Source organism: Pseudomonas sp. 31 R 17 (genome assembly GCF_900004915.1).
Taxonomy (GTDB): domain Bacteria; phylum Pseudomonadota; class Gammaproteobacteria; order Pseudomonadales; family Pseudomonadaceae; genus Aquipseudomonas; species Aquipseudomonas orientalis_A.
In genome coordinates, this window is record NZ_CVTN01000063.1 from 101,271 (window position 1) to 125,320 (window position 24,050).

At 60.1% G+C, this 24,050-nt stretch carries 25 protein-coding genes, 1 tRNA gene and 1 pseudogene; 9 read left to right on the forward strand and 18 right to left on the reverse strand.

Annotated features, from left to right (window positions below; genetic code table 11):
- Nucleotides 1–60 precede the first annotated feature (60 nt).
- Complete coding sequence (locus tag BFP89_RS27410) at nucleotides 61–1,011, forward strand: helix-turn-helix domain-containing protein (RefSeq protein WP_141689079.1); 951 nt, start codon at nucleotides 61–63, stop codon at nucleotides 1,009–1,011.
- A 77-nt stretch (nucleotides 1,012–1,088) separates the two neighbouring features.
- Here BFP89_RS27410 and BFP89_RS11635 read toward each other — a convergent pair whose 3' ends face one another.
- The 4 genes from BFP89_RS11635 to BFP89_RS11650 all read right to left on the reverse strand — a co-directional run bounded on the left by BFP89_RS11635 (nucleotide 1,089) and on the right by BFP89_RS11650 (nucleotide 5,384).
- Nucleotides 1,089–2,039: an HlyD family secretion protein gene (locus BFP89_RS11635; RefSeq protein ID WP_065885653.1), complete on the reverse strand. Its 951-nt coding sequence runs from the start codon at nucleotides 2,037–2,039 to the stop codon at nucleotides 1,089–1,091.
- The gene (locus tag BFP89_RS11640) at nucleotides 2,036–2,713 is read right to left on the reverse strand and encodes an ABC transporter ATP-binding protein (RefSeq protein WP_256097347.1); all 678 of its coding nucleotides are present in this window, start codon (nucleotides 2,711–2,713) and stop codon (nucleotides 2,036–2,038) included. Before BFP89_RS11640 ends, BFP89_RS11635 begins: the two co-directional genes overlap by 4 nt.
- An 80-nt stretch (nucleotides 2,714–2,793) precedes the next feature.
- The gene (locus tag BFP89_RS11645) at nucleotides 2,794–3,924 is read right to left on the reverse strand and encodes an ABC transporter permease (RefSeq protein WP_065885655.1); all 1,131 of its coding nucleotides are present in this window, start codon (nucleotides 3,922–3,924) and stop codon (nucleotides 2,794–2,796) included.
- Nucleotides 3,924–5,384 carry an efflux transporter outer membrane subunit gene (locus BFP89_RS11650; RefSeq protein WP_065885656.1) on the reverse strand — a complete coding sequence of 487 codons (1,461 nt, stop codon included), beginning with the start codon at nucleotides 5,382–5,384 and terminating at the stop codon, nucleotides 3,924–3,926. Before BFP89_RS11650 ends, BFP89_RS11645 begins: the two co-directional genes overlap by 1 nt.
- A 277-nt stretch (nucleotides 5,385–5,661) precedes the next feature.
- On the opposite strand from BFP89_RS11650, the gene BFP89_RS11655 reads away from it, so the two are divergent.
- Nucleotides 5,662–6,255, forward strand: coding sequence for a GNAT family N-acetyltransferase (locus BFP89_RS11655; RefSeq protein WP_065885657.1), 594 nt, complete (start codon nucleotides 5,662–5,664; stop codon nucleotides 6,253–6,255).
- 76 nt (nucleotides 6,256–6,331) lie between these two features.
- Here BFP89_RS11655 and BFP89_RS11660 read toward each other — a convergent pair whose 3' ends face one another.
- Nucleotides 6,332–6,508, reverse strand: coding sequence for a DUF3606 domain-containing protein (locus BFP89_RS11660; protein WP_065885692.1), 177 nt, complete (start codon nucleotides 6,506–6,508; stop codon nucleotides 6,332–6,334).
- Between the two features lie 415 nt (nucleotides 6,509–6,923).
- Between BFP89_RS11660 and BFP89_RS28485 the strand changes: the two genes are divergently transcribed.
- Entirely contained in the window at nucleotides 6,924–7,124 is a 201-nt protein-coding gene (locus BFP89_RS28485) for a hypothetical protein (protein ID WP_141689080.1), read from the forward strand.
- Between the two features lie 78 nt (nucleotides 7,125–7,202).
- On the forward strand, nucleotides 7,203–7,946 hold the full coding sequence (locus BFP89_RS29705) for a hypothetical protein (RefSeq protein WP_370671213.1): 744 nt from the start codon (nucleotides 7,203–7,205) through the stop codon (nucleotides 7,944–7,946).
- A gap of 158 nt (nucleotides 7,947–8,104) precedes the next feature.
- On the opposite strand, the gene BFP89_RS11670 is transcribed toward BFP89_RS29705, so the two are convergent.
- Both BFP89_RS11670 and BFP89_RS11675 read right to left on the reverse strand, forming a co-directional pair.
- Nucleotides 8,105–8,191, reverse strand: a tRNA-Leu gene (locus BFP89_RS11670).
- Between the two features lie 105 nt (nucleotides 8,192–8,296).
- Nucleotides 8,297–8,854 (reverse strand): DinB family protein, encoded by a 558-nt coding sequence (locus tag BFP89_RS11675; protein WP_065885658.1) that lies wholly within the window; start codon nucleotides 8,852–8,854, stop codon nucleotides 8,297–8,299.
- A gap of 123 nt (nucleotides 8,855–8,977) precedes the next feature.
- On the opposite strand from BFP89_RS11675, the gene BFP89_RS11680 reads away from it, so the two are divergent.
- Complete coding sequence (locus BFP89_RS11680; RefSeq protein WP_065885659.1) at nucleotides 8,978–9,667, forward strand: tellurite resistance TerB family protein; 690 nt, start codon at nucleotides 8,978–8,980, stop codon at nucleotides 9,665–9,667.
- Nucleotides 9,668–9,749: 82 nt separating this feature from the next.
- Here the strand turns inward: BFP89_RS11680 and BFP89_RS11685 are convergent.
- From BFP89_RS11685 to BFP89_RS11705, 5 genes and pseudogenes are all read right to left on the reverse strand, one after another.
- Nucleotides 9,750–10,058: pseudogene (locus tag BFP89_RS11685) on the reverse strand (hypothetical protein); the annotation flags it as partial.
- 19 nt (nucleotides 10,059–10,077) lie between these two features.
- The gene (locus BFP89_RS11690) at nucleotides 10,078–10,425 is read right to left on the reverse strand and encodes a DUF2493 domain-containing protein (protein WP_065885660.1); all 348 of its coding nucleotides are present in this window, start codon (nucleotides 10,423–10,425) and stop codon (nucleotides 10,078–10,080) included.
- A 61-nt stretch (nucleotides 10,426–10,486) separates the two neighbouring features.
- Entirely contained in the window at nucleotides 10,487–13,204 is a 2,718-nt protein-coding gene (gene mgtA / locus BFP89_RS11695) for a magnesium-translocating P-type ATPase (protein ID WP_065885661.1), read from the reverse strand.
- Nucleotides 13,205–13,438: 234 nt separating this feature from the next.
- The gene (locus BFP89_RS11700) at nucleotides 13,439–13,732 is read right to left on the reverse strand and encodes a hypothetical protein (protein ID WP_065885662.1); all 294 of its coding nucleotides are present in this window, start codon (nucleotides 13,730–13,732) and stop codon (nucleotides 13,439–13,441) included.
- Nucleotides 13,733–14,206: 474 nt separating this feature from the next.
- Complete coding sequence (locus BFP89_RS11705) at nucleotides 14,207–15,490, reverse strand: arsenic transporter (RefSeq protein WP_065885663.1); 1,284 nt, start codon at nucleotides 15,488–15,490, stop codon at nucleotides 14,207–14,209.
- A 348-nt stretch (nucleotides 15,491–15,838) separates the two neighbouring features.
- Here BFP89_RS11705 and BFP89_RS11710 point away from each other — a divergent pair, with 348 nt between their 5' ends.
- The 4 genes from BFP89_RS11710 to BFP89_RS11725 all read left to right on the forward strand — a co-directional run bounded on the left by BFP89_RS11710 (nucleotide 15,839) and on the right by BFP89_RS11725 (nucleotide 17,654).
- Entirely contained in the window at nucleotides 15,839–16,054 is a 216-nt protein-coding gene (locus BFP89_RS11710; RefSeq protein ID WP_065885664.1) for a hypothetical protein, read from the forward strand.
- A 71-nt stretch (nucleotides 16,055–16,125) separates the two neighbouring features.
- Complete coding sequence (locus BFP89_RS11715; protein ID WP_065885665.1) at nucleotides 16,126–16,821, forward strand: AzlC family ABC transporter permease; 696 nt, start codon at nucleotides 16,126–16,128, stop codon at nucleotides 16,819–16,821.
- Nucleotides 16,818–17,129, forward strand: a complete 312-nt coding sequence (locus BFP89_RS11720; protein ID WP_057722326.1) for an AzlD domain-containing protein — start codon at nucleotides 16,818–16,820, stop codon at nucleotides 17,127–17,129. The genes BFP89_RS11715 and BFP89_RS11720 overlap by 4 nt, the downstream gene beginning before the upstream one ends.
- Before the next feature lie 171 nt (nucleotides 17,130–17,300).
- Nucleotides 17,301–17,654, forward strand: coding sequence for a hypothetical protein (locus BFP89_RS11725; protein ID WP_065885666.1), 354 nt, complete (start codon nucleotides 17,301–17,303; stop codon nucleotides 17,652–17,654).
- Nucleotides 17,655–17,809: 155 nt separating this feature from the next.
- Here the strand turns inward: BFP89_RS11725 and BFP89_RS11730 are convergent, their stop codons facing one another.
- From BFP89_RS11730 to modA, 6 genes are all read right to left on the reverse strand, one after another.
- A complete protein-coding gene (locus BFP89_RS11730) occupies nucleotides 17,810–18,514 on the reverse strand; it encodes a YoaK family protein (RefSeq protein WP_065885667.1) in 705 nt (234 codons plus the stop codon).
- 66 nt (nucleotides 18,515–18,580) lie between these two features.
- Entirely contained in the window at nucleotides 18,581–20,215 is a 1,635-nt protein-coding gene (locus tag BFP89_RS11735) for an ATP-binding cassette domain-containing protein (RefSeq protein ID WP_065885668.1), read from the reverse strand.
- Between the two features lie 124 nt (nucleotides 20,216–20,339).
- Nucleotides 20,340–21,389, reverse strand: coding sequence for a DNA topoisomerase IB (locus tag BFP89_RS11740; protein WP_065885669.1), 1,050 nt, complete (start codon nucleotides 21,387–21,389; stop codon nucleotides 20,340–20,342).
- Between the two features lie 75 nt (nucleotides 21,390–21,464).
- Nucleotides 21,465–22,544, reverse strand: a complete 1,080-nt coding sequence (modC, locus tag BFP89_RS11745; RefSeq protein ID WP_065885670.1) for a molybdenum ABC transporter ATP-binding protein — start codon at nucleotides 22,542–22,544, stop codon at nucleotides 21,465–21,467.
- A 5-nt stretch (nucleotides 22,545–22,549) separates the two neighbouring features.
- Nucleotides 22,550–23,230: a molybdate ABC transporter permease subunit gene (gene modB, locus BFP89_RS11750; RefSeq protein WP_065885671.1), complete on the reverse strand. Its 681-nt coding sequence runs from the start codon at nucleotides 23,228–23,230 to the stop codon at nucleotides 22,550–22,552.
- Entirely contained in the window at nucleotides 23,231–23,983 is a 753-nt protein-coding gene (gene modA, locus BFP89_RS11755) for a molybdate ABC transporter substrate-binding protein (protein ID WP_065885672.1), read from the reverse strand.
- Nucleotides 23,984–24,050: the final 67 nt, after the last annotated feature.

A 24,050-nucleotide genomic window follows, 5' to 3' on the forward strand; every position in this document is an offset into this window, starting at 1 on the left:
GGTGTTCACAATAATGGTTGAGTCAGGGTGCGCAGAGGCAAGTTGGCACAGGTCGATATAATGAAATTTGATGGTTTTAATCAGCGGCTTAGACAGGCGATTGGCGATGCAACAATCTATTCATTCGCGAAGAAAAGTGGTGTTTCCGAACCCTTGTTGCGCAAATACTTGAGTGGTGAATCTGTCCCGAGTCTGGAAAAAGCCTGGAAAATGGCCGTCACGGCCAATGTCTCGCTTGATTGGTTGGCGGGGAAGGGAGACCCGCACGTTATCCAGCAATCAAGCAGTACAGTATCCCTGAATCACAACTCACAACGTTTGAGCATTCCTCCTGGCGACGGCGCTGTCAAAGAGTTTGGCGGGTTCAGCGCACGCTTGAAAAAAGCGCTGGGCGGTGAAACACCCCACGCATTTTCAAATAAATGCGGATTCGCTAACAGTTCGCTATACAGTTATCTAAAAGGACGGGTCGTACCTAATATTGAAAGGGCCTGGAAAATGGCTGTCGTCGCCAACGTATCACTTGATTGGTTGGCGGGTGGGCGCTGTAAGGAGAGTCAGCCCGATCAAAATGGAGCAGGCAGTGGGGATAACGACGCCTACGTCTATATTCCACTTTACGAACCTGTTTTGCATGGCCGTAAGGGTCCAGGAAATCTCAGCGCAAACGTTCTCACCCACCTGGTGTTCCCCGCTGACTCATTGCACAAACAGAAACTGTGCCCGCAGCAGCTTCTAGCGATTCCAGTAATGGGTGATTCGATGGCTGGAATATTGAATGCGGGCGATATCGTAATGATTGACCTGGAACGCAACCAGCTCGATGCCGATGCCCTCTATGTGATTCGTTTGAACGACCAGTTGTATGCCAAGCGGCTGCAGCGACTTTCGGACGGTTCGGCATGCATCATTAATGAAAACAAGGCATACCGCGATGTGCTCGTAACAAAGGCTCAGGTCAATGATATTGACATCATGGGCCGTGTGATATGGACCTCCAGCTGGATGTAGGCGCTCAATGTTGGGAAGCCTGCGCAGCGGCGTTGGCGCACAAGCGACACGCCGCAGTAAAGTCAGAAGCGAGTGCGTTATTCCGCATCAGCGGGAAAAGGGCTATGGAAGCGTTTGCGCTGGCTGCGATCAACGCCAAAATGTACCAACATCCTTTGTCCTATACGTACGGAAGCGGGCACCGCCTGATCGAGCACCAATATGCATTCGACGGTACGCAGATTACCGCGTGTCTGCGGATCGTCCTCAAGCGTGCTATTACCAAACACAGGGCTGACACGCAGTACATGGGCAGATATGGCCGGTAGTCCGCTGCCGGTATCATCGGTGACTTGTGCCTTCATACCCGGGACAACGATGCCGATAAATGACTCGTTCAACTCGGCCCGTATGATGCGCTCTGTAGTGGGCAATAATATGAATGCGGGTCCTGATGACGCGGAGAGGGACGCGCCCAGTTGAACAAAACTACGAACAATCTGCGCATCCGCGGGTGAAACAATATTGCGCTGTTCCAGTTCATAGCGCGCACTGGCCAGTTTTCTCCTGGTGACGGCTGCGTCCGCGTCATTATCTTCAATTCGATCGTGCAACTGCTGCGCAGCTTCACGCGCATCGTCAGCACTCTGTTGATCGCCGGCGCCGACGCTTGCAGCGGTCGTCAACCGTTTGGCCTTTAGGTCAGCGGCCTTGAAGTGTCTGGCCAATTGCTTGGCGCGAACCTCGAGTTGTTGTTGCTCGGCCTGCGCCGCACTGACGGCCAGTTGCGCAAGTTCGCTGTCCAGGGAGGCTAGCAATTGGCCTTTACGTACCTGATCGCCCTCGCTTACCCCGATTTTTTTCACGACTCCCTCTCGCTGCGTGCCAAGCTTCAAGACCCCGCCTTCAACATCGAGACGGCCGCGCGCGATGGCCAGGTAGGGAGGGGCGGCAGGCACTGCGCCTGAAGAGGTGTCTTCCATACCGCAGCCGGTAAGACCCAGGGCGAGAACCAGTGCCAGCAATGGCCGAAACGAACCCGGATTCATAACACATGTTCCTTTTTACTGGCGATGTTGATTGCGTGGGAGAAAGAGGCGTGGTCAGCCAGGATTCGACCGTCTTCAATGGTCAAGACACGGTCGCTATGATTTATCAGTCGTGGGTCATGGCTTACGCACAACACCGTTGTGCCTCGATTGCGCGCAATCTTGTGCAGTATGTCGATAATGATCTGGCCGTTGGCCGCATCCAATGCGCTGGTGGGTTCGTCGGCGAACAGCAGTTCAGGTTCCTTTGCCACGGCTCGCGCAATGGCGACGCGCTGCTTTTCACCGCCGGACAACTCGGAAGGACGCAGGTGCATGCGCGGCCCCAGGCCAACGTCTTCCAGGGCTTGGGTAGCACGTCTGGTGACGTCCCTGGCCGAGAGCCCGAGGTAGCTCAGGGGCAGCTCGACCTGTTGCAGCGCATTCAAGGCAGGAAACAGATTGAAACCCTGGAAAATAAATCCCGTGTGTTGCAGGCGAAATTTTTCCAGCTCATGGGTATCGAGTTTCCCAAGGTCATGCCCCAGCGCGGTAACGCGGCCTTGTTCCGGCCGTTGCAAGCCGCTGAGAATTGCCAGTAACGTACTCTTGCCACAGCCGGACGGTCCTGAGATCAACGTCAGCTCGCCTGGCCTTATCGCCAGATTGACATCATGCAGCACAGCCGTAGTCACGCCACCCGCTATAAAGGATTTGCGAATATTGCTTGCCTGAAGTGTGGCTGGAATTGCTGATCTTAACGGTTTCATAAGGCCTATCTCAGAAGACTCGCCGGATCGGCTTGACGTAAGGTTCGAATGGCTGCCAGTCCGGATACCAGCGCCAGAATCATGCTTAGCAGCAGGCAAGCCCCCACCGCAGCGGGTGAAATTTCCACGGGAACGTTGAAATGCCAGGCGATGGCGAACAGTCCGCAAGCCAGGATGCTGCTGCCCAACAGGCCGATCGCCCCGACCCAGAACGCCTGCTCCATCACTACTTTGCGCAGCGCGTTCACGCCGACGCCAAGGGCGTTCAAGGTCGCGTATTCACGAATGGAACCGGCCACGGCGGCCACCAGGGTTTGGCTGGTAATCACCGCACCGACCAAAAATACGATGGCGGCCATGAACAACACCCCAGCCCCGGCCCCGGTATCGAAAATCCAATACATCTGTGAGCGATGAGCAAATTGCTCTGCAGTCCAGACCGCGTAGCTGCCGAACGCCGTCGCCCCTTCGAGACGACCGGCAACCGCATCCGCCTGGGCCGGATCGCGCACTTTGGCCACCAGGTAGGTGGTGCGGTCACTGGCGATGGCGGTATCGAGTAGCCGGGCGGTGGACAACGACGTCAGCACATTCACACCCCCCAACGCCCGCAAGCCGCCGGTGATGCCCACGACGTGTACGCGACGGCCGTTAATGGTGGCCACGTCCCCCAGATTGACGCCCAGGGTGACCAGGTCGGCGCGGTCGACGATGACGGCTCCCGGCTCGTTCAAAAGTGCGCGTAGCGGCGTAGCCAGTAGTTGCTGAAACATCAATCCACGTGGCCCAGCCTCAATACCAGAGACAAATACCGAGACACCGCCGGTATCGCGTGCGCCTCGCCAATCGGCATCCAGCCATTGAAATTGTTCAACCCTGGTGATGTCGGGATCCATGCGCAGACGCATCTCCACGCCGGCGTCTATCGTTCGGCCCAGGTTGACGCTTTGAGTGCCTGGGAATCCCACCCAGACATCGGCGGCGGAGCGGGTGATATAAACACTGGCACTACTGAAGATTCCCGTCACCAGACCCACTTGGAGCAATTGCAGCAATCCGGCAAAACCCACCGCAATGATTGCGGGAAGGAACCGGCGCCATTCGTAGAGGAGCGTTTGACGCGCAAGGGCAACCATCAGTCAATGTCCTTCAGGGTATCTGCCGGCAATGGCGCACCGCCTAATGCTTTGTACAACGTGATATAGGCGATACCTCGCTCGGCGTTGGCGCGAGCCACCTGTTGCTGGGCGTTCAGCTTCTCAATCCGGGCATCGTCGATGTCCAGTTCACTCAGCAAACCCAATCGGGCGCGTTGCTCCAGCGCGTCAAGGTAAGCTTGAGATTCGGTCAACGCGTGCAGGGACGACTGTTCATACACACGCAACTGTTCGAGGTCTCCCAACGCGGTTTCGGTTTCAGCGACGCCCTGTAATACGGATTGTTGATAGGCCAGGACTGCGGCCTGCAGTTGATGGTCCTTGGCCTGTGCATTGGCCAATCGCTGACCCCAGTCGAACAACGGGATACTTATCCCGGGTCCGGCCGAGAAGATGCTGTCGCCACTACGCGTTCGTTTGCGGTTGCTGGCAATATTGACTGACCACTGCAATGACGCACCCAAACTGATACGCGGATAGATATCGGCCCGACTCATACCCAGTTCGCCCGCTGCAATGAGTACCTGAGCTTCGGCAATACTGATCTCAGGCCGCGTTCGCAACAGGTCAGCCGGTAAGCTGGTCAGTTGCCAAGGCCCCAGTTTTGGTGGGGGGCCGGGCTGCAGCCACAGCGGATCCGGCTCGCTTTGTCCGACCAGTAGCGCTAACTGTTGCGCGCTTCGGTTTATGGTTTGTCGTGGTGCATTCAGCGCCATTGCGCAACGCGCCAGTTCGGCCCGAGCCTTTGCAATTTCAGTCGAGGCGGTGAGATTCAGGTGCTCGCGAACAAGCAATAATTCCAGCTTTTTACGTTGCACTTGCTCAATGGCGCTCAAGGTGGCTTCAAGCTGCTGCGCCGCGCGCAGTTCAATCCAACGACTGCTCACTTCTGCGACCAATGACACGCGTACCGTGCGTAAGTCGCCCGTCATCAGCGCTTCATGGCCATGGGCAAGACGATCGGCACTCTGTTTTGCCCCAAACAACGGGAGTTCCCATTGTGCGTCGAGCCCCAGGAGCAAGTAAGAGGTGCTGGTGTCGGGGCTGACGGCATCGGTGGTCTTTATTCCCAGTGCGGGCAAGTAGGGCGACTGCGCGCGTCGACTGAGTATTCGTGTTGCCCGTAATCGCTCTGTTGCCTCGGCAACATCCAGGTTTTTCTGTAAGGCGCGAATCACCAATGCGTCCAGCTCGGGATCACCGAACGCATGCCACCACTGCTTGAACTCCGGGTGTGCAGGCGCGGTATAGGCGCGTGAATTACGCCATGCGTCAGGTGCCGCCGGGTTCAGCGGAGGCAGCGGCGCCACGGAGCAACCGGCAAGCACCAATAGCACTATTAGCGAAAGAGCCAACCTAGTCCTACTTGTTCTAAGTCTGATAAAAGGCTTGATGTTCTTCACCTGGTAGTAAATGGCTGTTCGAGGCTTTAGGGGCATGTGGTTAATTGCAAGAACCGCATCGTAGGCTGCGGTTCTGTATGGTTATTTTATTTTTTCAATAAGGATGGATCTTGTGAGCGCAGAGGTAGGGTTTTGCCCGCATGCTGATAGTTGGGTTTTAAACATCATATTTGGAAATGGCGGATACCCCGCAGCGGATGCAATGGTACTCACCCAATGTGTGCTTTTGCCCAAGGGTTGATGGAGAGTTTGTGGAGAAAGCGCTTTTGATTAGCGAGACGGTGTAGTGATATGGGTATTACGGGAAACCGGCATGGAGCCGCGTCAGAAAAAAGTGAGCCATAAATTGCCTGAAGAATTTCCAGAATTCTCGCTCAGGAGAATCAAACTGAGAAAAGTCCGCCCTGGGGATGTTGCCTCTGTTTACGCAGGACTGTCGGATCCCCGTGTGGTCGCGCAGTACGGTGTTTCCTATACAAGCCTGGCTGCTACCGATGAGCAGATGAGGTGGTTTGAGCACATAGTCGTGCAGAAGACAGGAATATGGTGGGCTATCGCCCTGAATACCGATGACTCAATGATCGGAGCATGCGGCCTGAATGATTGGTGCCACAAGCACCGCAAGGCTGAAATCGGCTATTGGTTGATGCCAGAGCACTGGCGACAAGGCCTTTTGACTGAAGCTCTGCCGTCAGTTGTGCGGTACGGCTTGCGCAATATGGGACTCCATCGTATCCACGCAGACGTAGAGCCCGATAACGAGCCCAGCTGCGCGCTTTTGAAAAAACTTGGATTTCACCTTGAAGGAACGCTTCGTGACGTTGAGCTGAAGGAGGGCAAGTTTTTAAGCCTCCACCAGTTCAGCTTGCTTGCATCAGACGCGGGTGCAGGGCGGTTCCTCTTTTAATTGGCGAGACGGGTTATGGTGGGTGAAATTGGGTTTGCCTAAAAAGCCCCGCAAAAAGGGCGGGGCGTTACCATTTTCATTTACCGAGTTTTTTACGCACGTCGGCGACCATTGGGCCAACAGCCTTCACTGCATCCTTGAGCTGTTGCTCAGTCACGCCAAACTCTTTCGTCCAATGCTTCAGCTCCCAGGCTTCGGAGGTATTTACTCGAGCACGGTCTTGCGGGCCACGGTTGTTCAGATCGTCAGACATATTCAGCTCCCTGCGGGTTGACCTGGAAACGTCCAGGAGTCTTTCGATAGAGCGTTGGTAGAGGTGGGTAGTTCGGTCGGAATACAGCGGTGGGGATTTCGTTCGGCAGAACGCCGCAGCGGGCCCATCTTTCCTGGCCATGATTCGATCAATCACAACCTTCAGCTCAGCCGTTATCTCAATTCTCCTGCATGCGTCTTGCCTTGCTTTACGGACACCCCGTTGTCGCGGATGTCTCGCTCATCCATTTTCACGGTGTCAGCGATGCGCCGCCCGGTCAGGTGGAACAAATCGAGCGCATCCCGTAGCGGCTGTTCAGCGTGCTTATACACCAGGCATAAGGGATCCGCGCAGGCTGGCGTGATTCGTTTAAGTAGGTGATATGCTTTGCTGCTTTTCAAACAAGGAGGTGGTGATGGCTGGTAAAAAGCTTGAAGCGTTCCGCGAGTGGTTCACGCCGCGTAAGCGGTTATGGGCAAGTGTGTCTTTCCTTGTGGTCGGTGCATTCGGGCCGTTTTTCTATCCAAGTACAAATGGTTATTGGGCTTGCTTGATTGGTCCTGGGGCCATACTTCTCGGCAGCACATGGAATCCCAATCCTCACGATAAGCGCTGAACTCCTCGCCGGCTGGCGCTGTTCAGTGACATAGGGTATTACGGGTGACCGGCATGGAGCCAGCCCACGGGGGCGAAAATGAAGCTTGGTTTTGAAGAGTTTAGCGGCGTCAAATGTTGGCTGTCTGCCTCCAAGAAAGGCGATAACCCATGGCGCGGCGAGGCAAACGTGCGAATAAAGGTAGGAGCCGAATATGGACAAAAAACCATCTCTGCGCCTGAAACCTTTCGAACCGGAGAGGAAGCCATGGACGGCGCGAGACAGATGTTGCAGGCGCTTTGCTTGAGTGGCGCCCTTCGCAATATGCTGCCAAACGCCTACGAAGTGATTGAAGGGGAAAACGGTTCCAAACCCGCAAATGCCGGGTGGTCTCCCGGCAAACCAGGGACGAAAACGATGAGATTGATTGTTGTGATGCTGCTAATGGTTAGCGGCTATGCCTTTGCCGGCTGCGACAGCATTGGCGATTCGGACCAGCGTGCTTACTGCAAAGCCAAGGAAGGCCGTGGTAATTGCGGTTCGATCAACGATAGGGACTTGCGCTATGCCTGCAATGCGCAAACCAATGGAGGCAGTTGCAATAGCATTGACGACCGCGACCAGCGCTATCTATGTAATGCAAGAACCAACCGTGGCAGTTGCGGTTCGATCGACGATAGGGACTTGCGCTATGCCTGCAATGCGGAAACCAACGGAGGCAGTTGCAATAGTATTGACGACCGCGATCAGCGCTATCTGTGTAACGCAAGAACCAACAACGGTAGTTGCGGTTCGATCAACGATCGGGACCTACGTGCACAGTGTGATGCTTTGAAACACTGATTGAAGATGAAGAGCGCGGTTTTTCTTCGTGAAAAAGATGGCTTGGGAGACAGGTCGGCAGGACGCCGAAAGAAGGTAATTGCGCAGCGAATTCTAAAATTACGGAGCAAAAACGATAAGGGCCTGCCCAGGTTTCCCCGGCAAGCCCTTGATATCTATGGTGCCCGAACCCGGAATCGAACCGGGACGCCCTTACGAGCGGGGGATTTTAAGTCCCATGCGTCTACCAGTTTCGCCATTCGGGCGGTAGCGCGGTGCAGCAGGGTTGCGAATATATAGATCCAGACGCTTCGGTGCAACCTCGATGCATCCTTTCCTGCACAAACACAGGTCTGAAAAAACCTGCCAGATCAGTGATCTACGCTGCGGGGCAGGCTCCGCTCAGTCATCAGCGCGAGCAGGTCGGTATCACCCACGTCCACGCCGGCCTGACTCAATAATGTGGTCACCTGGCCGCGATGATGGGTCTGATGGTTGAAGAAGTGCATCAGCAGGCCGAAAAACGGTTTTTCAGACGCTACGCCGCCCATGGTGTGATAACTCAATCGCAGGTCCAGGTGGGCGTCGTGCAAGCTGTGGGCCCAATCGAGGATGAGTTGATCCAGCCAGGCCCGATGGGTTGAGAGTTCACGGATGTCTGCGAACGCCAATTGCCTGAGGTCGCCGGGTGTGGCGATGGCGTTCAAGGGCGCCAACGCGCTGAATCCCGCCGGGTGCTGGGCAAAGCGTTTGAGCCAGACGGTGTCGCCCAGCGCCAGGTGATTGAGGGTGCCGAGGATCGAGCCGAAAAATGCCTGGCGGTCCGCAGTCAACGCTGCGTCTGTGAGCGTGCCGGCAGCCTCATAGACCTTGCGATTCATCCATTGATTGTAGTTGGCCATCAACCCGATGTGCTCGATGCGGTTCACCTGGGTTCTCCCTTGAGGTTGTTGTGGCGCCATCATAAAGCTTGCCCGCCCGGCGGTCATGGTGTTCCATCAAGGGCGGACTAAGGTTGATTAACGCCACTACGTACCTGGGAGGGCGACACCATGAATACCGGCGATTTACTGGAGCAACTGTTGCGCGGCGCAGGGCAGGGCGGCGCTTCTTCGAGCGGCGGTTTGGGCGGGGTGCTTGGAGGACTGCTCAAGGGCAACCGCGCCGGTAATGCTTCGGGCGGGGGCCTCGGCGATTTGTTGGGTGGGCTCGGCGGCATGCTGGGCGGTGGCGCGGCTACGCGTCCAACACAAGGGCGCGCGGGCGGGATGAACTATGCCGCGTTGGCGTCTCTCGGGATGATGGCCTACAAAGCGTATCAGGCCTGGCAGAGCCAGCAGGCGAGCCAGGCACAACCAGCGTTCCAGACGGCCGACCAGCTCTCGGGCGCGCAAGTCGAAGCGCACAGCCATGCAGTGCTGCGCGCACTGATCGCTGCCGCCAAGGCCGATGGCCACATTGATGAAAAAGAGCAGCAGCTGATTTCCAATGAGCTGGGCAAGCATACTGACGACCCGCAATTGCAGCAGTGGCTCGACGCTGAAGTCGCCAAGCCGCTGGATGCTGCGGATTTCGCCGAGTTTGCCGCAGACCCGGCGGTGGCGGCCGAGGTGTATCTGGCCAGTGTCCTGTTGGTCGATGACCAGCAGGATGCAGAGCGCAATTACCTGGACGACCTGGCGGGGCAGCTGCACATCGATCCGCAGTTGCAACTGCACCTGGAGCAGCAGGCCAAGGCTTAAAACCTCAGGGTTGCCGCCGTGGTCAGCCACTGGTCACGCTCACCGATCAGGCTGCGCCCGAGTACCAGGTCCACGTCGACACGCTTGCCGACGTGGAATGGGTACCGCCAGCGTGGCGGTTGGCGGTGTGCCAGGCGTCGACGTTGCATTCGCCCGGGGCATTGATGGCGCCATCGTCGACCACATAGGCGCCGCCTGCCGCATGAGCCTTGGCAAAAAACACCATGAGCAGGACAACGCCCAGGCTCAGCCCGATAAATATCAGATTGCGCTGCAGCGCCCGGCGCCTGGCCGGCGGCAACAGCAGCAGGCTGGAACGTACGGGGCGCGAGTGACGCGCGCGGTATTTGGCAAACCCGTCCGCCTGCTTTGGTTTGTGAGGGTTGTGCATGATGCACCTCGCTTGAATTTCAGCTTTCTACGCTCAGCGCCGAAATGCCGCTGGCTTTGGCCTGGCAGACCAGCTCCGAGGTGTCATCACCGCCCGGCAGGGCGATGATTACGTCGGGGCGGCTGTCGGCCAGCATGAAGTGATTGCGCTGGCGTTCCGCCTGCTTGCCGTGGCGTTGCCAATTCGGCGGATAGCGCACCACGTCAATCGCGTTTTCGCGGGCCCATTCCTCGATGTCGCTGCCCAGGAACTGGTTGCCCCCATGGATCAGCACCTGCACCGGGCGCAGGCGGTGGTAAGCGTCCAGCACCTGGCGGGACTTTTTGCCGTCGGCGTAATGCCGACCTGCACAGATCAACACGCGCATGAGTAAATCCTTGTGTTGCACGGTGAGGGCCGGGCGGCCTTCACCGTTTGAACGGAGGGGGTCAGTACCACTGCTTGAAGCGGCGGATGTAGATCGTCTTCATCAGTTGGGCGACGCAGCAGTAGGCGAGCAGGGTGCCCACCAGCCATGGGAAGTACGCCAGCGGCAGCGGTTGCAGGCCCACCAGGGTGCCCAGGGGCGAGAACGGTACGTAGATGCCCAGGGCAATGACGATGCAGGTCATCATCAATACCGGCCAGGCGGCCGTGCTCTGGAAGAACGGGACCTTGCGGGTGCGCAGCATATGCACCACCAGGGTTTGCGAGAGCAGGCCCTCGATAAACCAGCCGGACTGGAACAGGGTCTGCATTTCCACGCTGTTGGCCGAGAACACGTACCACATCAGGGCAAAGGTGGTGATGTCGAAGATCGACGAGGTTGGTCCGATCCAGATCATGAAGCGGCCGATGTTCTTCGCATCCCATTTACGTGGCTTGGCCAGGTATTCCTTGTCCATCTTGTCCCACGGCAGGGCCAGCTGGGAGATGTCGTACATCAGGTTTTGCAGCAACAGGTGAATCGCCAGCATCGGCATGAACGGAATGAACGCACTGGCCACCAGCACCGAGAACACGTTGCCGAAGTTGGAGCTGGCGGTCATGTTCAGGTACTTCATGATATTGCCGAAGGTCTCGCGGCCCTTGAGCACGCCTTCTTCGAGCACCATCAGGCTCTTTTCCAGCAGGATGATATCGGCCGACTCCTTGGCGATATCCGTGCCGCTGTCCACCGAAATGCCTACGTCGGCATCGCGCAGGGCGGGCGCATCGTTGATCCCGTCGCCGAGGAAGCCGACGGTGTGGCCGTTGGCTTGCAGCGCCTTGAGCACCCGCGATTTCTGCAGCGGCGTGAGCTTGGCAAACACCGTGCGTTGTTCCACGCAGCGCAGCAGCGTCGCGTCGTCCATCGCCTCGATTTGCGGACCCAGCAGCGGTTGACCGGGTTCGAGGCCGACCTGGCGGCAGATCTTGCTGGTCACGACCGCGTTGTCGCCGGTCAGCACTTTGATCGCCACACCGATTTGTTGCAGCGCTGCAATCGCCGGGCCGGCGGTTTCCTTGGGTGGATCAAGGAACGTCAGGAAGCCATGGATCACCAGGTTGCGTTCATCGGCGGTGGTGTACTGCTGGCGCGCCAGCGCTGCAGGGATAGTGCGGGTGGCGACGACCAGTACGCGAAAGCCGTCTTCGTTGTAGTCATTGGCGATCGCCAGCAACTGCTCGCGGCGGCGCTCATCCAGCGGTACGGCGGCGCCGTTTTCCAGGGTGTGGGTGGAAATGCTCAGCATCTCTTCCACGGCGCCCTTGCACACCAGCAGATGATCGCCGGCGGCGTCCTTGACCATGATCGACAGGCGCCGGCGGACGAAATCGAACGGCAATTCATCGACCTTGCTGTAGGCAAACGGCACTTCGAACCTGGGATTCTGCGCAGCGAACTGCACCACGGCCTGATCCATCAGGTTCTTCATGCCGCTCTGGTGAAAGCTGTTGAGCCAGGCCAGGGACAGCACCGCATCATCGCGCTGGCCGCAGGCGTTGACGTGATGCTCGAGGATAATCTTGTCCTGGGTCAGGGTGCCGGTCTTGTCGGTGCACAGCACATCCATCGAGCCGAAGTTCTGGATCGCATTGAGGCGCTTGACCACCACTTTGCGCCGGGCCATGGCCGTGGCGCCCTTGGCCAGGTTGGCGCTGACAATCATCGGCAGCATTTCCGGGGTGAGGCCTACGGCAACGGCAAGGGCGAACAGGAAGGCATCGCCCCAATCGCCTTTGGAGAAGCCGTTGAGCAAGAACACAATCGGCACCATCACCAGCATGAAGCGGATCAGCAGCCAACTGACGCTGTTCACGCCACGGTCGAACGCGGTTTGCACCCTTGAGCCGACAATCGCCTTGGCCAGCGAGCCGAAATACGTGCGCGGCCCGGTGGCGACCACCACGGCTGTCGCCCGGCCGCTGACCACATTGGTGCCCATGAAGCAGATGTTCGGCAGGTCCAGCAGGTTGTCCGGGTCGGCAGACAACGGGGACGCGGACTTTTGCGTGACATCGCCCAGGGTGTCGTATTTTTCCACCGGCAAGGCTTCGCCGGTGAGCACTGCCTGGCTGATAAACAGGTCGCGGGATTCGATCAGGCGGATGTCGGCGGGGATCATGTCGCCGGCCGACAGGTGCACGATGTCACCGGCGACCAGCTCGCGCATCGGCACTTCGCGCAGGGTCGGCCGGGCGCCCACCTGTTCGCGGCGCAGCACCGTGGCGGTGGTGCGCACCATGGCCTTGAGCGCCTCGGCGGACTTGGCCGAGCGGTGTTCCTGCCAGAAACGCAGCAGGCTGCTGAGCAGCACCATGGTCATGATAATGATGACCTTGGTCGGGTCGGCTGCTTCGCCGTCCTGCATCGGCAGCCAGCAATCGGTGATGAAACTGATGCCGCCCAGGGTCAGCAATACATAGATAAACGGATTGTTCAGTGCCTGCAGGAACTGGACGAGGGCGTGAGGCGGCTTGTCATGGGCCACTTCGTTGTAGCCTTCGCGATGCAGGCGCGCCGAGGCGTCCAGCTCGGTCAGGCCATCCTGGGTGGCGCGCACGTTGGCCAGGGTGGCGGACAGGCCGTTGCGGGCCTCACGGGCGGCGCGCATCGACAGTTTGGGGGTGCTGCCGTCGCTGCCTTTTTTGTGCTGCAGTGGCGTGTTTTTTACGGCGCTCATGGTGTGTACTCCTGTCGCCAACTCTCGACGCAACATGCCCGGTACTTGCCTGATAACAGGCGAGCGAAAGCACGCCGAGCCGCGAATTTTGCGATCGGTTTAAATAGGATCTGGATAATCCATAACAGTGAATACTGACGGCGCGCTGATTAACGTGCGCGCAGCCATCCACGACTGGGAAAGTTCATAAGGAACTCCAGTGCGTCAATAAGAAAGTTGCTGTTTCCAGTCAGGTCAGGCGGCGCGAGCGCTCAAGTAAAAACCGAGCATCACGGCAGCCTGGGCCAGGCTGGAAACGATCGGTCTCTGCGGGTCCTGAGGGTCTGCGTGATCCCACTGCTGCACCAATTGGCCGCTTTGCGGGCAGACACGCCAATGCGCCAGCGGACGGGCCGGACGCACTTGGAGGGAGGATGAATCAAAGGCCGCGCGGGCAGGGCGCAAGCCGGTGGGCGCACGACGCAGCTTGGCGCGCAGGGCCGCGGCCAGGGTGCATACATCAGGTAAAACAAGGGTTTGCAAGGTCATAACACACCTCGGGACCGGACACGCGACCGGCGAGGCAGTTACGGTGGAGCATCAAGCTCTAGCGCAGCTTACCGGGCCTGGAGGGCAAGTCCCGTCATGTTCTGGATTTGGCGCCCGACGCCCGCTGAGGCGGTGCTCGGACAGCGACTAGATACTGTGTCCATTGGCTTCTTTTGTGAGGTTTAAAAAAGGCCCCTGTTGCGGGCAGGGGCAATTTACTCAGGCAGTTACAGAATGTCAACGCATGGTTAATTAAATGATCGGGTATTCAGAGTTGGTTCAGATAAGTGCGCGCTCATTTAACTTCAAATATCGCGTGCTGCAATCGGCCCATTGAATGAGTGCCGCACTCTGTGGGAGGGGGCTTGCTCCCGATAGCGATATATCAGTCAAGTATGTGTACCTGATGCACCGCCATCGGGAGCAAGCCCCCTTCCACATTTTCAAGCTTCACCCACAGCCTTACAGCATTCCTCAGACACTCAGGCGCAAGGCGAGGGCGGCGAGGGTGATCAACAGCACCGGCACGGTCAGCACAATCCCGACCTTGAAGTAGTAGCCCCAGGTGATGGTGATGCCCTTGCGTGCCAGGATATGCAGCCACAGCAGGGTGGCGAGGCTGCCGATAGGGGTGATTTTCGGGCCCAGGTCGCTGCCGATCACGTTGGCGTAGATCATCGCGTCCTTGACCACGCCCACGGCATGGCTGGACTCGATGGACAGCGCGCCGATCAACACCGTTGGCAGGTTGTTCATCGCCGAGGACAACAGCGCGGTCAGCACGCCGGTGCCCATGGCCGCGCCCCACACGCCGTGGGCGGCGAAGGTGTCGAGCCAGGTGGCCAGGTAATCGGTCAGGCCGGCGTTACGCAAGCCGTACACCACCAGGTACATGCCCAGGGAAAAGACCACGATTTGCCATGGCGCGTCTTTCAAGACCTTGCGCGTGGAAATCGTGTGGCCCTTGGCGGCGATCACCAGCAACAGCACGGCGCAGACCGCGGAAATCGCGCTGATGGGAATGCCCAGGGGCTCCAGCGCGAAGCAGCCGACCAGCAGAATACCCAGCACCCACCAGCCGGCGCGAAACGTCGCACGATCGTGGATGGCACTGTCGGGTTGTTCCAGGTCGGCCGGGTCGTAGCTCTGCGGAATATCGCGGCGGAAAAACCACAGCAGCACCGCCAGGGTCGCGGCGACGCTGACCAGGTTCACCGGCACCATCACGGCGGCATATTCGTTGAAGCCGATCTTGAAATAATCCGCCGAGACGATATTCACCAGGTTCGACACCACCAGCGGCAGGCTCGCCGTGTCGGCGATAAAGCCTGCGCCCATGACGAATGCCAGCGTCGCCGCCGGAGAAAAACGCAGGGCCAGCAGCATCGACATCACAATCGGGGTGAGTATCAACGCCGCGCCGTCGTTGGCGAACAGCGCCGACACCAGTGCGCCGAGCAGCACCATATAGGCAAACAGGCGCCGGCCTCGGCCACGCCCCCAGCGCGCCACATGCAGCGCGGTCCAGGCAAAGAACCCGGCTTCATCCAGCAACAGGCTGATGATGATCAAGGCAACAAAGGTACCGGTGGCGTTCCAGATGATGTGCCATACCACCGGGATGTCCGCCAGGCTGATTACCCCGCAGCCCAGGGCCAGGATCGCGCCCAGGCTGGCGCTCCAGCCCACGCCCAGGCCCTTGGGTTGCCAGATGACCAGCACGATGGTGACAAGGAAAATCGCAATTGCGACAAGCATGAATTAACGCTCCGATGGCTCAGCAGCAAGTGCTGGCCGGTTATGGTCTGTCGCCCAGTGCATCCGGACGCGGCGCGTCGTTCTGCCAGCAGGGCCGGCTGTCATCCAAGGCATGGATCAGTTCGCCTGCGTAAAGTTCGCGCACGCGCAGGATTAATAGCGTCAGCCGTGCCCGGGCGGCAGCGGCCAGCATTTGAACAGGATTGCGGATAAAGGGCCACGTAGGTCAAATCCTGATTTCGTTTGACGTGGATCAACTGTCCGATGATCGACCACAAGTGATTGAAATTAAAATGAAACATCAATGTCCTAAAGTGCCCGCCCATTGCTGATGAAGGAAGCTCCCGCGTGACCCGAGCCACTCGTAACCTGCGCAAAACCCTGGATTCCGTCGCGGATAATAACGAAACCGCGGCGTTTGACCTGATGCGTGCCGTCGAAAAACTCGGCGATGAAGTGCTGCGCCAGCGCCTGCTCAACACCATCCACCGGTTGAACCAGGACGCCTACGAACTGCGCGAAGCGCGCGACTCGGTGGAGATGGTCTCGGTAAAACTGGCCTGAGCAAGATCGTTCAAGACAAGCCCCCGCGTGCACCGGCATGCTGGCCGACTGTTTGTCGACGAGCCCCGTCCATGCCTGCTGCCCTCCCTTATGACGCGTTCACACGTGGCGCAATTGCTGTCATTCCGTTATCCCTGGCCTGCGCCCCCTGGGGGTTGCTCGCCGGCTCCATGGCCATCGATGCGCAGTTCACGCCGCTGCAAGCCCAGGGTCTGTCCGCCATCGTGTTTGCCGGCGCGGCCCAACTGGTGGCGATCGGCATGGTCAAAAGCGGCGCCAGCCTGATCTCCATCGTGCTGACCACCTTGCTGCTGACTTCCCAGCATTTGCTCTACGGCATGCACATGCGCCCGACGCTGTCCTCGCTCAACACCCGCTGGCGCATGAGCCTGGGTTTTCTGTTGACCGACGAGTTCTTTGCCCTGGTCAACCACTATGACCGCCAGACCTTCAATCGCTGGTATGCCCTGGGTGTGGGCCTCACGTTCTATATCATCTGGAACCTGTTCACCCTGGCCGGCATTGTGCTGGGCAAAAGTATTCCCGGCCTCGACCAACTGGGGCTGGAGTTTTCGATTGCCGCGACCTTTATCGCGCTGATCACGCCGGTGGTGCGCGACGTGCCAACGGTGGTCTGCGTCGCCGTCTCGCTGTTGTGCTCGGTGTGGCTCAGTTACCTGCACTGGGAATCGGCGGTGGTGGTCTCGGGCATATTGGGGATGAGTGCAGGGTTCGCCTGCAAACGCCTGGGAGTCGGGCAGCGATGATCTACCTGATGATTGTGGCAATGGCGCTGGTGGTGTTTTTCAACCGCTACCTGTTTATCGAGCCGCGCCTGCCGGTACGGCTCAATCGGGGGACGCGTGAGTTCCTCGGGTTTGCCGTACCGGGCATGCTCACCGCGATTTGCGGGCCGATTATTTTCATCAAAGACCACCAGCTCAACCTGAGCCCGAGCAACCCCTACCTGCTGGCCGGGATCTGCGCCGTGGGGTTGATGCTGTGGACGCGCAGCGTGCTGGTCACGGTGCTGTCGAGCATGGCGCTGTTTTATCTGCTGCGCTGGTGGTTGTGAACCGCAGGCGAAAAAAAGCCCGCGGGAGGGCGGGCAGAAGGGAGGCTTCTAAAAATGAGCGTGACCACTATAAGCGGCCGGCTTTGCCTTTACAGTGAAACAAAGTTCATGGGCGCGTCAGTTGGCGGCGGCGCAATGGTAGAGTCACGTTTTTTCCAAGGAAGCACAGGCATGTACAAAGTGGTGATAGGCGCGGTGGTACTGGCGACGCTGGCCGGCTGCGCGGGTTCGAAGATGAAGGAGGCGCGCGCGGGCAGCCCTTACAAGACCATGGCGTCGGACAAGGCCACTCTGGTGGTCGCCCAATGCATTCAATACGGCTGGCAGGACGAAGGCGTGTTCGGCGTCGATGCCGGCGGCTTCAAGGAAGCCACCGAGGCCGGGGGCTTTACGGTGTACACCACGGGCGGTGATTACTTTGTGGATGTGCTGAGCACGGGCGCAGGTTCTACCGTCAAGTATTACGCTGCAGACGACACGATGCCCGCCAAACGTCGTCTGGCTGCGCTCGCCACTTGTCTGTAATACCTTGCCTTAGTCATATTCAGAAACGCCCGGCGGGACAGCCGTCGGGCATTGGCTTATTATTCACCGGCTCGCCCGACGTGATGGCTCTTTACCGGTACACGGATGTCGAGGCCGAAACGTCGGGCGGGCACCTTTTTCCCATACCCTGCTGTTCAGCGTGGCATGAAACCCAACTGCCAGCGCCGGGGTATCGCCAGGGTCGCCAGGCCCAGTGACCCCGCCAGCGCGCCACTGACCCACAGCGCGCGCAGCCCGATCTGCTGTTCCAGCAGCGCCCCGATCACCGCGCCGACAAACATCCCTGCCCACGGCACCAGCTGCATGCGCCAGCCACTGCGGCGTTCGCCCATCAACCAGCGGCCCAGCCCGCGACCGAAGCGTGAGAGCGCCCCGGTGACATAGGTCAGCCCCACGGGCACGCCATTGACTTGCTCGACAGCCGCGTTAAGCATGCCCATGGCGATAATCGCCGCCAACAGCGCGGGCAGCGTATCGGACCATGGCAGCAGTGCCGCACCGCAGAGCAGGGCGCCGATGCTGAGCAACAGGGGCAGCGCGTGGCGCTTGCTCAAGCGGCTGATAATCACCCCCAACGCGTTGCCGATGATGAACGTGGCAACCAGCAATACCAGGCGTGCGGTCAGCCCCCCGTCGCCTGCACTGATCGCGACCGCCAGGCGCGTGGTGTTGCCGCTCATGAACGAGACAAAATCGCCGCTGGCCATGAAACCAATGGCATCGGTCATGCCGGCAAGTACCGACAAACCAGCCACCAGCAGCAGGCCCACGCGTCCACGCCAGCGTTGTCGATGGGCGAGCGCGGCATTGGCGTAAGGCTTGACGGGTGAAGGCAGCATCGGCCGGTTTCCAGTGAGATTATCCGGCCACTACCCTAGGACGCTTTGCGACGGCGTGCAATCAGATCACACAGGCTCCAGGCGCCACCCGGTGCTGTACCAGCGCAAGTAATGGCTGGGTTTGATCGCCTGCAGGAACGCCTCGTCGTGGGACACCGCCATCAGCGCGCCAGTAAATCCCTGCAAGGCCTGTTCAAAGGCCATCAACGTCTCCAGGTCCAGGTGATTGGTCGGTTCGTCCAACAGCAACAGTTGCGCCGGTGCCCCGCGCCATAAAGCGATCGCCATCGCCGCCTTCAACCGCTCGCCACCGCTGAGTTGCCCGGCGGGTTGGGTCACGCGCCGGGCATCCAGCTGCAGCAAGGCCAGGCGTGTGCGCAGTTCGGCTTCCATCAGCGGCGTGTCGAGCAGGTTGAGCTGTTCGACGATGCTGCGCTGGTCGTCCAGCAGCGTCAGGTGCTGGTCGATATAAGCGCAGGGCACCGTGACCGCGCAGGTGCCACTGACGGCGTGCCATTGCCCGGCAAGCAACTTGAGCAAAGTGGATTTGCCGCAACCGTTCGGCCCACGCACTGCCACGCGCACCGGTCCGGTCAGGTCCAGGCTCAGGTAGGTCGAAGGTGCACGCGGGTCCAGCCAGGGCAACTGCGCCTGGTGCAGGCTGACCACCTGGCGACCGTTGGCCAGCGCCGAACCGGGCAGGGCGAGCAGGGTCGGCGTCTCGTCCACCACGCGTGCGTAGGCCTGGCGCACCTGCGCGTCGAGGGTGTCTTTGTGATCGCGATGGGCGCTGCCCCGTGCACTGACGATTTGCGTGGCGGCGCTCTTCCAGCGCGCCCTGGTAAAGCGGTCGACGTTGGCGGTTTCTGCCTGTTTACGTGAGCGCGCCGCGTGGCGCTGCAGGCTGTCATGGGCCTTTTGCAAGCGTTGACGTTCGCGGCTGCGCTGCTCGCGGGCGTATTCCCACGCTGCGGTAGCCGCCTGCTGTTGCGCGTCGCGTTGCTCAAGATAGGCGGCGTAGTTGCCGCCGTAAGCCTGCACACCGAGGGGCGACAGTTCGATGATCCGGCCCATGGTGTTGAGCAACTGCCGATCATGGCTGACCACCACCAGGCCACCGCGCCAGGCGGCCAATTGCTGCAGCAGCCAGGCCCGCCCGCCACTGTCGAGGTGGTTGCTGGGCTCGTCGAGGATTAGCAACGGCGGCGCCGCCAGCAACGCGCCGATCAGCGCCACCCTGGCCAGTTGGCCACCGCTGAGTTGATCGACCCGGGACGCGGCGCTGAGCGATGGCAACCCCGCCGTATCCAGGGCCGTGCGCAGACGTTCGGCCAGGTCCCAGCGCTCATCGATCAGCGCCAGGTCGCCGGCCACACCCACGCCCTGATTCATGCGTTCAAGGGCGGCCAGGCACTGGGCGGTACCGGTGAGGTCCGCGACGCTCGCGCCGGGCCGCACCACCACCGCCTGAGGCACATACACCACATGGGCCGGGGCCTTCAGCGTACCGGAGGTGGGCTGCAGGATGCCGGCCATCAATTGCGCCAGGATACTTTTGCCGCGCCCGTTGCGACCGACGATTCCGGTGGGGGTCCGGTCTATGGACAGATTGAGGTCTTCCAGCACGGTTTCGCCATTGGCGAACTGGAAACACAGGTGTTGCAGGGAAATCAATGCGGGCAGCCGGTTGACGTGAGTCATCAGCACCTCCAGGAAAATGTCGAACAGGCCAACGTGCGCGCCAGGCGGCTCGTTGCAGATACATTTTTGGAAGGCTTAGTTGTTCACGTCGGCAATCATCCCGAGAGTGATAGGGCTTCGCAGGCTAACCCGCCTTGGCGGGCTTGGGCAAGTCTGCGACCAGTTGCTCAAGGAACATCGCCAGGGCAACTTCCTCGGCCTTGAGGCCCTTGCGCACCCTTGGCTTGGGCAACTTGGACAGCTCACCCAGGCTGAAATGCTCGAGCACCGCCGGGTGGATATAGCACTTGCGGCACACCGCCGGCGTATTGCCCAGTTGCCTGGCGACGTCCTTGACCATCGCCACCACATGGCGCTTGGCGTCGGACTCCGGTTGCCACGCCAATTCGCGCAGCACCGCCAGCGCCATGGCCGTACCGGCCCAGGTGCGGTAGTCCTTGGCAGTGAAATCCTCGCCGGTCAGGCTGTGCAGGTACGCGTTGACGTCCTGGGAGCTGACGGTATGGCGCTCGCCGTTTTCGTCCAGGTACTGGAACAGGTTCTGCCCGGGCAGTTCCATGCACCGCTTGACCACACTGGCCAGGCGCCGGTCCTTGACGCTGATCTGGTGCTCCACGCCGCTCTTGCCGCGAAACTGGAATTTTATCTCGCTGCCCTTGATGTCCACGTGACGGTTGCGCAGGGTGGTCAAACCGTAGGATTTGTTGTCGCGGGCGTACTGGGTATTGCCGACGCGGATCAGCGTGGCATCAAGCAACATCACCACCGTGGCCAGCACCTTGTCGCGGGTGAATCCGGGCTGGGCGATCTGTGCTTCCAATTGTTTGCGCAACTTGGGCAAGGCCGCGCCGAATGCCTGCAGACGCGCGTACTTGTCGCTGTCACGCACCTCGCGCCAGCGCGCATGGTAGCGGTACTGCTTGCGACCACGGGCGTCGCGGCCCGTGGCTTGCAAGTGGCCACGCGGGTCGGCGCAGATCCACACATCGGTGTAGGCGGGCGGCACCGCCAGCGCATTCAGGCGCTTGATCTCATCGGCGTCGGTGATGCGCTCGCCGTCGGGACGGAAATACTGGAACTTGCCGCGCAGCTTTTTGCGGCGAATGCCGGGTTGGCTGTCGTCAACATAGTGCAGGTCGCGGGGCAGATCGGCGGGCAGCGAAGAGTCGGGCATGGTGCGGGTTCCTTGGCAACGGATCAGGCCGGTATGTCTGATTGACCGCGTCGCCCTGCGGTCGTGCCAAATGGTTTAGGCGAGCACCGCCACCGCCTTGATGTGCGCCCACAGCACTTGCCCCGGCTGCACATTCAGTTGGTCCCGCGAGAACCGCGTGATGCGTGCCAGCAACGGAGTGCCGGCGGCATCCAGGCGCACCAGTGCATGGGCGCTGTTATCCGCCGCGACGTCCTGGATGACGGTCACCGGCAGGCGGTTGAGGATGCTGCTGTGCGTGTGCGCCTGGTGGCTGAGGCTTACGTCCCGTGCCTGAATCTTCACCCGCAACTGTGTGCCCAAAGCCATCGGCGTGTGGGCTACGCGTATCTGCAAGAGGCAATCGGGCAGTTGCAGGGTGAGCAGCCGATAGTGCTCGTCATAGGCAATCACGCGGCCAGTGACGACCACACCGGCATCGTCGCCCCGCGCCAGGGGCAGATCGAGGCGCGCCAGGGTTTCGCCGATGGGGCCGCTGGCCAGGGCCTTGCCGTCGCCGAGCAGGACGAGGTGGTCGGCCAGGCGCGCCACTTCGTCCTGGGCATGGCTGACGTACAGCACCGGAATATCCAGTTCGTCGTGCAGGCGTTCGAGGTAAGGCAGGATTTCGTTTTTGCGCTGGCTGTCGAGGGCCGCCAGGGGTTCATCCATCAGCAGCAAGCGGGGACTGGTGAGCAGTGCGCGGGCGATGCCGACGCGCTGGCGTTCACCACCGGACAGGTGCTGCGGGTCGCGCGTAAGCAAGTGAGCGATACCCAGCAGCTCAGTGGCCTGGGCCATGTCCACGCGCCGCTGCGCACGCGGGATGCGCTTGAGGCCGAACGCCAGATTGGCCTGCACCGACAGATGAGGAAACAGGCTCGCCTCCTGGAAGACGTAGCCCAGGGCGCGTTTGTGCGGCGGCACGAACACCCCGTTACGGCTGTCTTGCCAGACCTCGTCGTTGATCTGCACAACGCCGTCAGTGGCGCGCTCCAGGCCGGCGATACAGCGCAGGCAGGTGGTCTTGCCGGAGCCGGAAGGGCCGAAAAGGGCGGTGACGCCACGGCCCGGCAATTGCAGCTCCACGTCCAGCGCAAAGCCTGTGTACTTCAGGTGCAGGCGTACCTCAATCATCGCGATCAGCTCCAGCCCATTTTGGTTTTACGGCTGGAGTAGAGTGCCAGCAATACAAGGAACGCGAACACCACCATCGCCCCGGCCAGCCAGTGGGCCTGCGCATATTCCATGGCTTCGACATGGTCGTAGATCTGCACCGAGACCACCCGGGTCTTGTCCGGGATATTGCCGCCGATCATCAGCACCACGCCGAACTCGCCGACGGTATGGGCGAAGCCGAGAATCGACGCGGTAATGAAGCCTGGGCGAGCCAGCGGCAGGATCACCGTGAAAAACGTGTCCCACGGGCCCGCACGCAAGGTCGCCGCCACTTCCAGCGGGCGCGTGCCGATGGCCGAGAACGCGTTTTGCAACGGTTGCACCACGAAGGGCATGGAGTAGATCACCGAGCCGATCACCAGCCCGGCGAAGCTGAAAGTCAGAGTGCCCAGGCCCAGCCACTGGGTGAACTGGCCGACGTAGCCATTGGGCCCCATGGTCAACAGCAGATAGAAACCGATGACCGTCGGCGGAAGTACCAACGGCAGTGCGACGATTGCGCCTATGGGGCCGCGCCACCAGGAACGGGTACGCGACAGCCACAGGGCGATTGGCGTACCGATCAGCAGCAGGATCACCGTGGTCAGTGAGGCCAGTTTGACCGTCAACCAGATCGCGGAAAAATCAGAACTCGTGAGCGGCATTTACAGCTCATAACCGTAAGACTTGATTACCGCAGCGGCCTTCGGGCCTTTCAAATAGTCGACCAGGGCCTTGGCGGCGGCGCTGTCCTTGCCTTTGGTGAGGATCACCGCGTCTTGTTTGATCGGGTCATGCAGGGACGACGGCACGATCCACGCCGAACCGCTGGACAACTTGCCGTCCTTGTAAATCTGCGACAGCGCCACGAAGCCCAACTCGGCGTTGCCGGTGGAGACGAACTGATAGGCCTGGGTGATGTTCTGGCCTTCGACGATCTTGTCCTTGACCTTGTCGGTCAGGCCTTCCTTGGCCAGCACCTGAGTGGCGGCCAGGCCGTACGGCGCGGTTTTCGGGTTGGCGATGGACAGGTGCTTGAACGCATTGCGCTTGAGCACTTCACCCTGGGCATCCACGTAGCCTTCTTTCGCCGACCACAGTGCCAAGGTGCCGACCGCGTAGGTAAAGCGTGAGCCCTTGACGGTATCGCCCTCGGCCTCGAGTTTTTGCGGGGTGGTGTCGTCGGCACTGAGGAACACCTGGAACGGCGCGCCATTCTTGATCTGGGTATAGAACTGCCCGGTGGCGCCGAAGGACGCGACCAGTTTGTGGCCGGTGTCTTTCTCGAAGTCGGCGGCAATCGCCTGGATCGGCGCGGTAAAGTTGGCGGCGACGGCCACTTGCACTTCATCGGCCTGCGCCGAACCCAGGGCGAAGACGGCGAGCAGGGGGGCCAGGCGCGCGGCGCGGATCATCATGAAGCGACTCCTTGAGGGTGTACGGCCGATTGCCGCTATGTACGAGAATATATAGCGGTTGGCGGGT

Bases quoted from the DNA above. Each gene is read 5' to 3' on its own strand.
- BFP89_RS27410 (WP_141689079.1), top strand. From the start codon at position 61: ATGAAATTTGATGGTTTTAATCAGCGGCTTAGACAGGCGATTGGCGAT.
- BFP89_RS11635 (WP_065885653.1), bottom strand. From the start codon at position 2,039: ATGAATCCGGGTTCGTTTCGGCCATTGCTGGCACTGGTTCTCGCCCTG.
- BFP89_RS11645 (WP_065885655.1), bottom strand. From the start codon at position 3,924: ATGGTTGCCCTTGCGCGTCAAACGCTCCTCTACGAATGGCGCCGGTTC.
- BFP89_RS11650 (WP_065885656.1), bottom strand. From the start codon at position 5,384: ATGCCCCTAAAGCCTCGAACAGCCATTTACTACCAGGTGAAGAACATC.
- BFP89_RS11655 (WP_065885657.1), top strand. From the start codon at position 5,662: ATGGAGCCGCGTCAGAAAAAAGTGAGCCATAAATTGCCTGAAGAATTT.
- BFP89_RS11660 (WP_065885692.1), bottom strand. From the start codon at position 6,508: ATGTCTGACGATCTGAACAACCGTGGCCCGCAAGACCGTGCTCGAGTA.
- BFP89_RS28485 (WP_141689080.1), top strand. From the start codon at position 6,924: ATGGCTGGTAAAAAGCTTGAAGCGTTCCGCGAGTGGTTCACGCCGCGT.
- BFP89_RS29705 (WP_370671213.1), top strand. From the start codon at position 7,203: ATGAAGCTTGGTTTTGAAGAGTTTAGCGGCGTCAAATGTTGGCTGTCT.
- BFP89_RS11680 (WP_065885659.1), top strand. From the start codon at position 8,978: ATGAATACCGGCGATTTACTGGAGCAACTGTTGCGCGGCGCAGGGCAG.
- BFP89_RS11690 (WP_065885660.1), bottom strand. From the start codon at position 10,425: ATGCGCGTGTTGATCTGTGCAGGTCGGCATTACGCCGACGGCAAAAAG.
- mgtA (WP_065885661.1), bottom strand. From the start codon at position 13,204: ATGAGCGCCGTAAAAAACACGCCACTGCAGCACAAAAAAGGCAGCGAC.
- BFP89_RS11700 (WP_065885662.1), bottom strand. From the start codon at position 13,732: ATGACCTTGCAAACCCTTGTTTTACCTGATGTATGCACCCTGGCCGCG.
- BFP89_RS11705 (WP_065885663.1), bottom strand. From the start codon at position 15,490: ATGCTTGTCGCAATTGCGATTTTCCTTGTCACCATCGTGCTGGTCATC.
- BFP89_RS11715 (WP_065885665.1), top strand. From the start codon at position 16,126: ATGCCTGCTGCCCTCCCTTATGACGCGTTCACACGTGGCGCAATTGCT.
- BFP89_RS11720 (WP_057722326.1), top strand. From the start codon at position 16,818: ATGATCTACCTGATGATTGTGGCAATGGCGCTGGTGGTGTTTTTCAAC.
- BFP89_RS11725 (WP_065885666.1), top strand. From the start codon at position 17,301: ATGTACAAAGTGGTGATAGGCGCGGTGGTACTGGCGACGCTGGCCGGC.
- BFP89_RS11730 (WP_065885667.1), bottom strand. From the start codon at position 18,514: ATGCTGCCTTCACCCGTCAAGCCTTACGCCAATGCCGCGCTCGCCCAT.
- BFP89_RS11735 (WP_065885668.1), bottom strand. From the start codon at position 20,215: ATGACTCACGTCAACCGGCTGCCCGCATTGATTTCCCTGCAACACCTG.
- BFP89_RS11740 (WP_065885669.1), bottom strand. From the start codon at position 21,389: ATGCCCGACTCTTCGCTGCCCGCCGATCTGCCCCGCGACCTGCACTAT.
- modC (WP_065885670.1), bottom strand. From the start codon at position 22,544: ATGATTGAGGTACGCCTGCACCTGAAGTACACAGGCTTTGCGCTGGAC.
- modB (WP_065885671.1), bottom strand. From the start codon at position 23,230: ATGCCGCTCACGAGTTCTGATTTTTCCGCGATCTGGTTGACGGTCAAA.
- modA (WP_065885672.1), bottom strand. From the start codon at position 23,983: ATGATGATCCGCGCCGCGCGCCTGGCCCCCCTGCTCGCCGTCTTCGCC.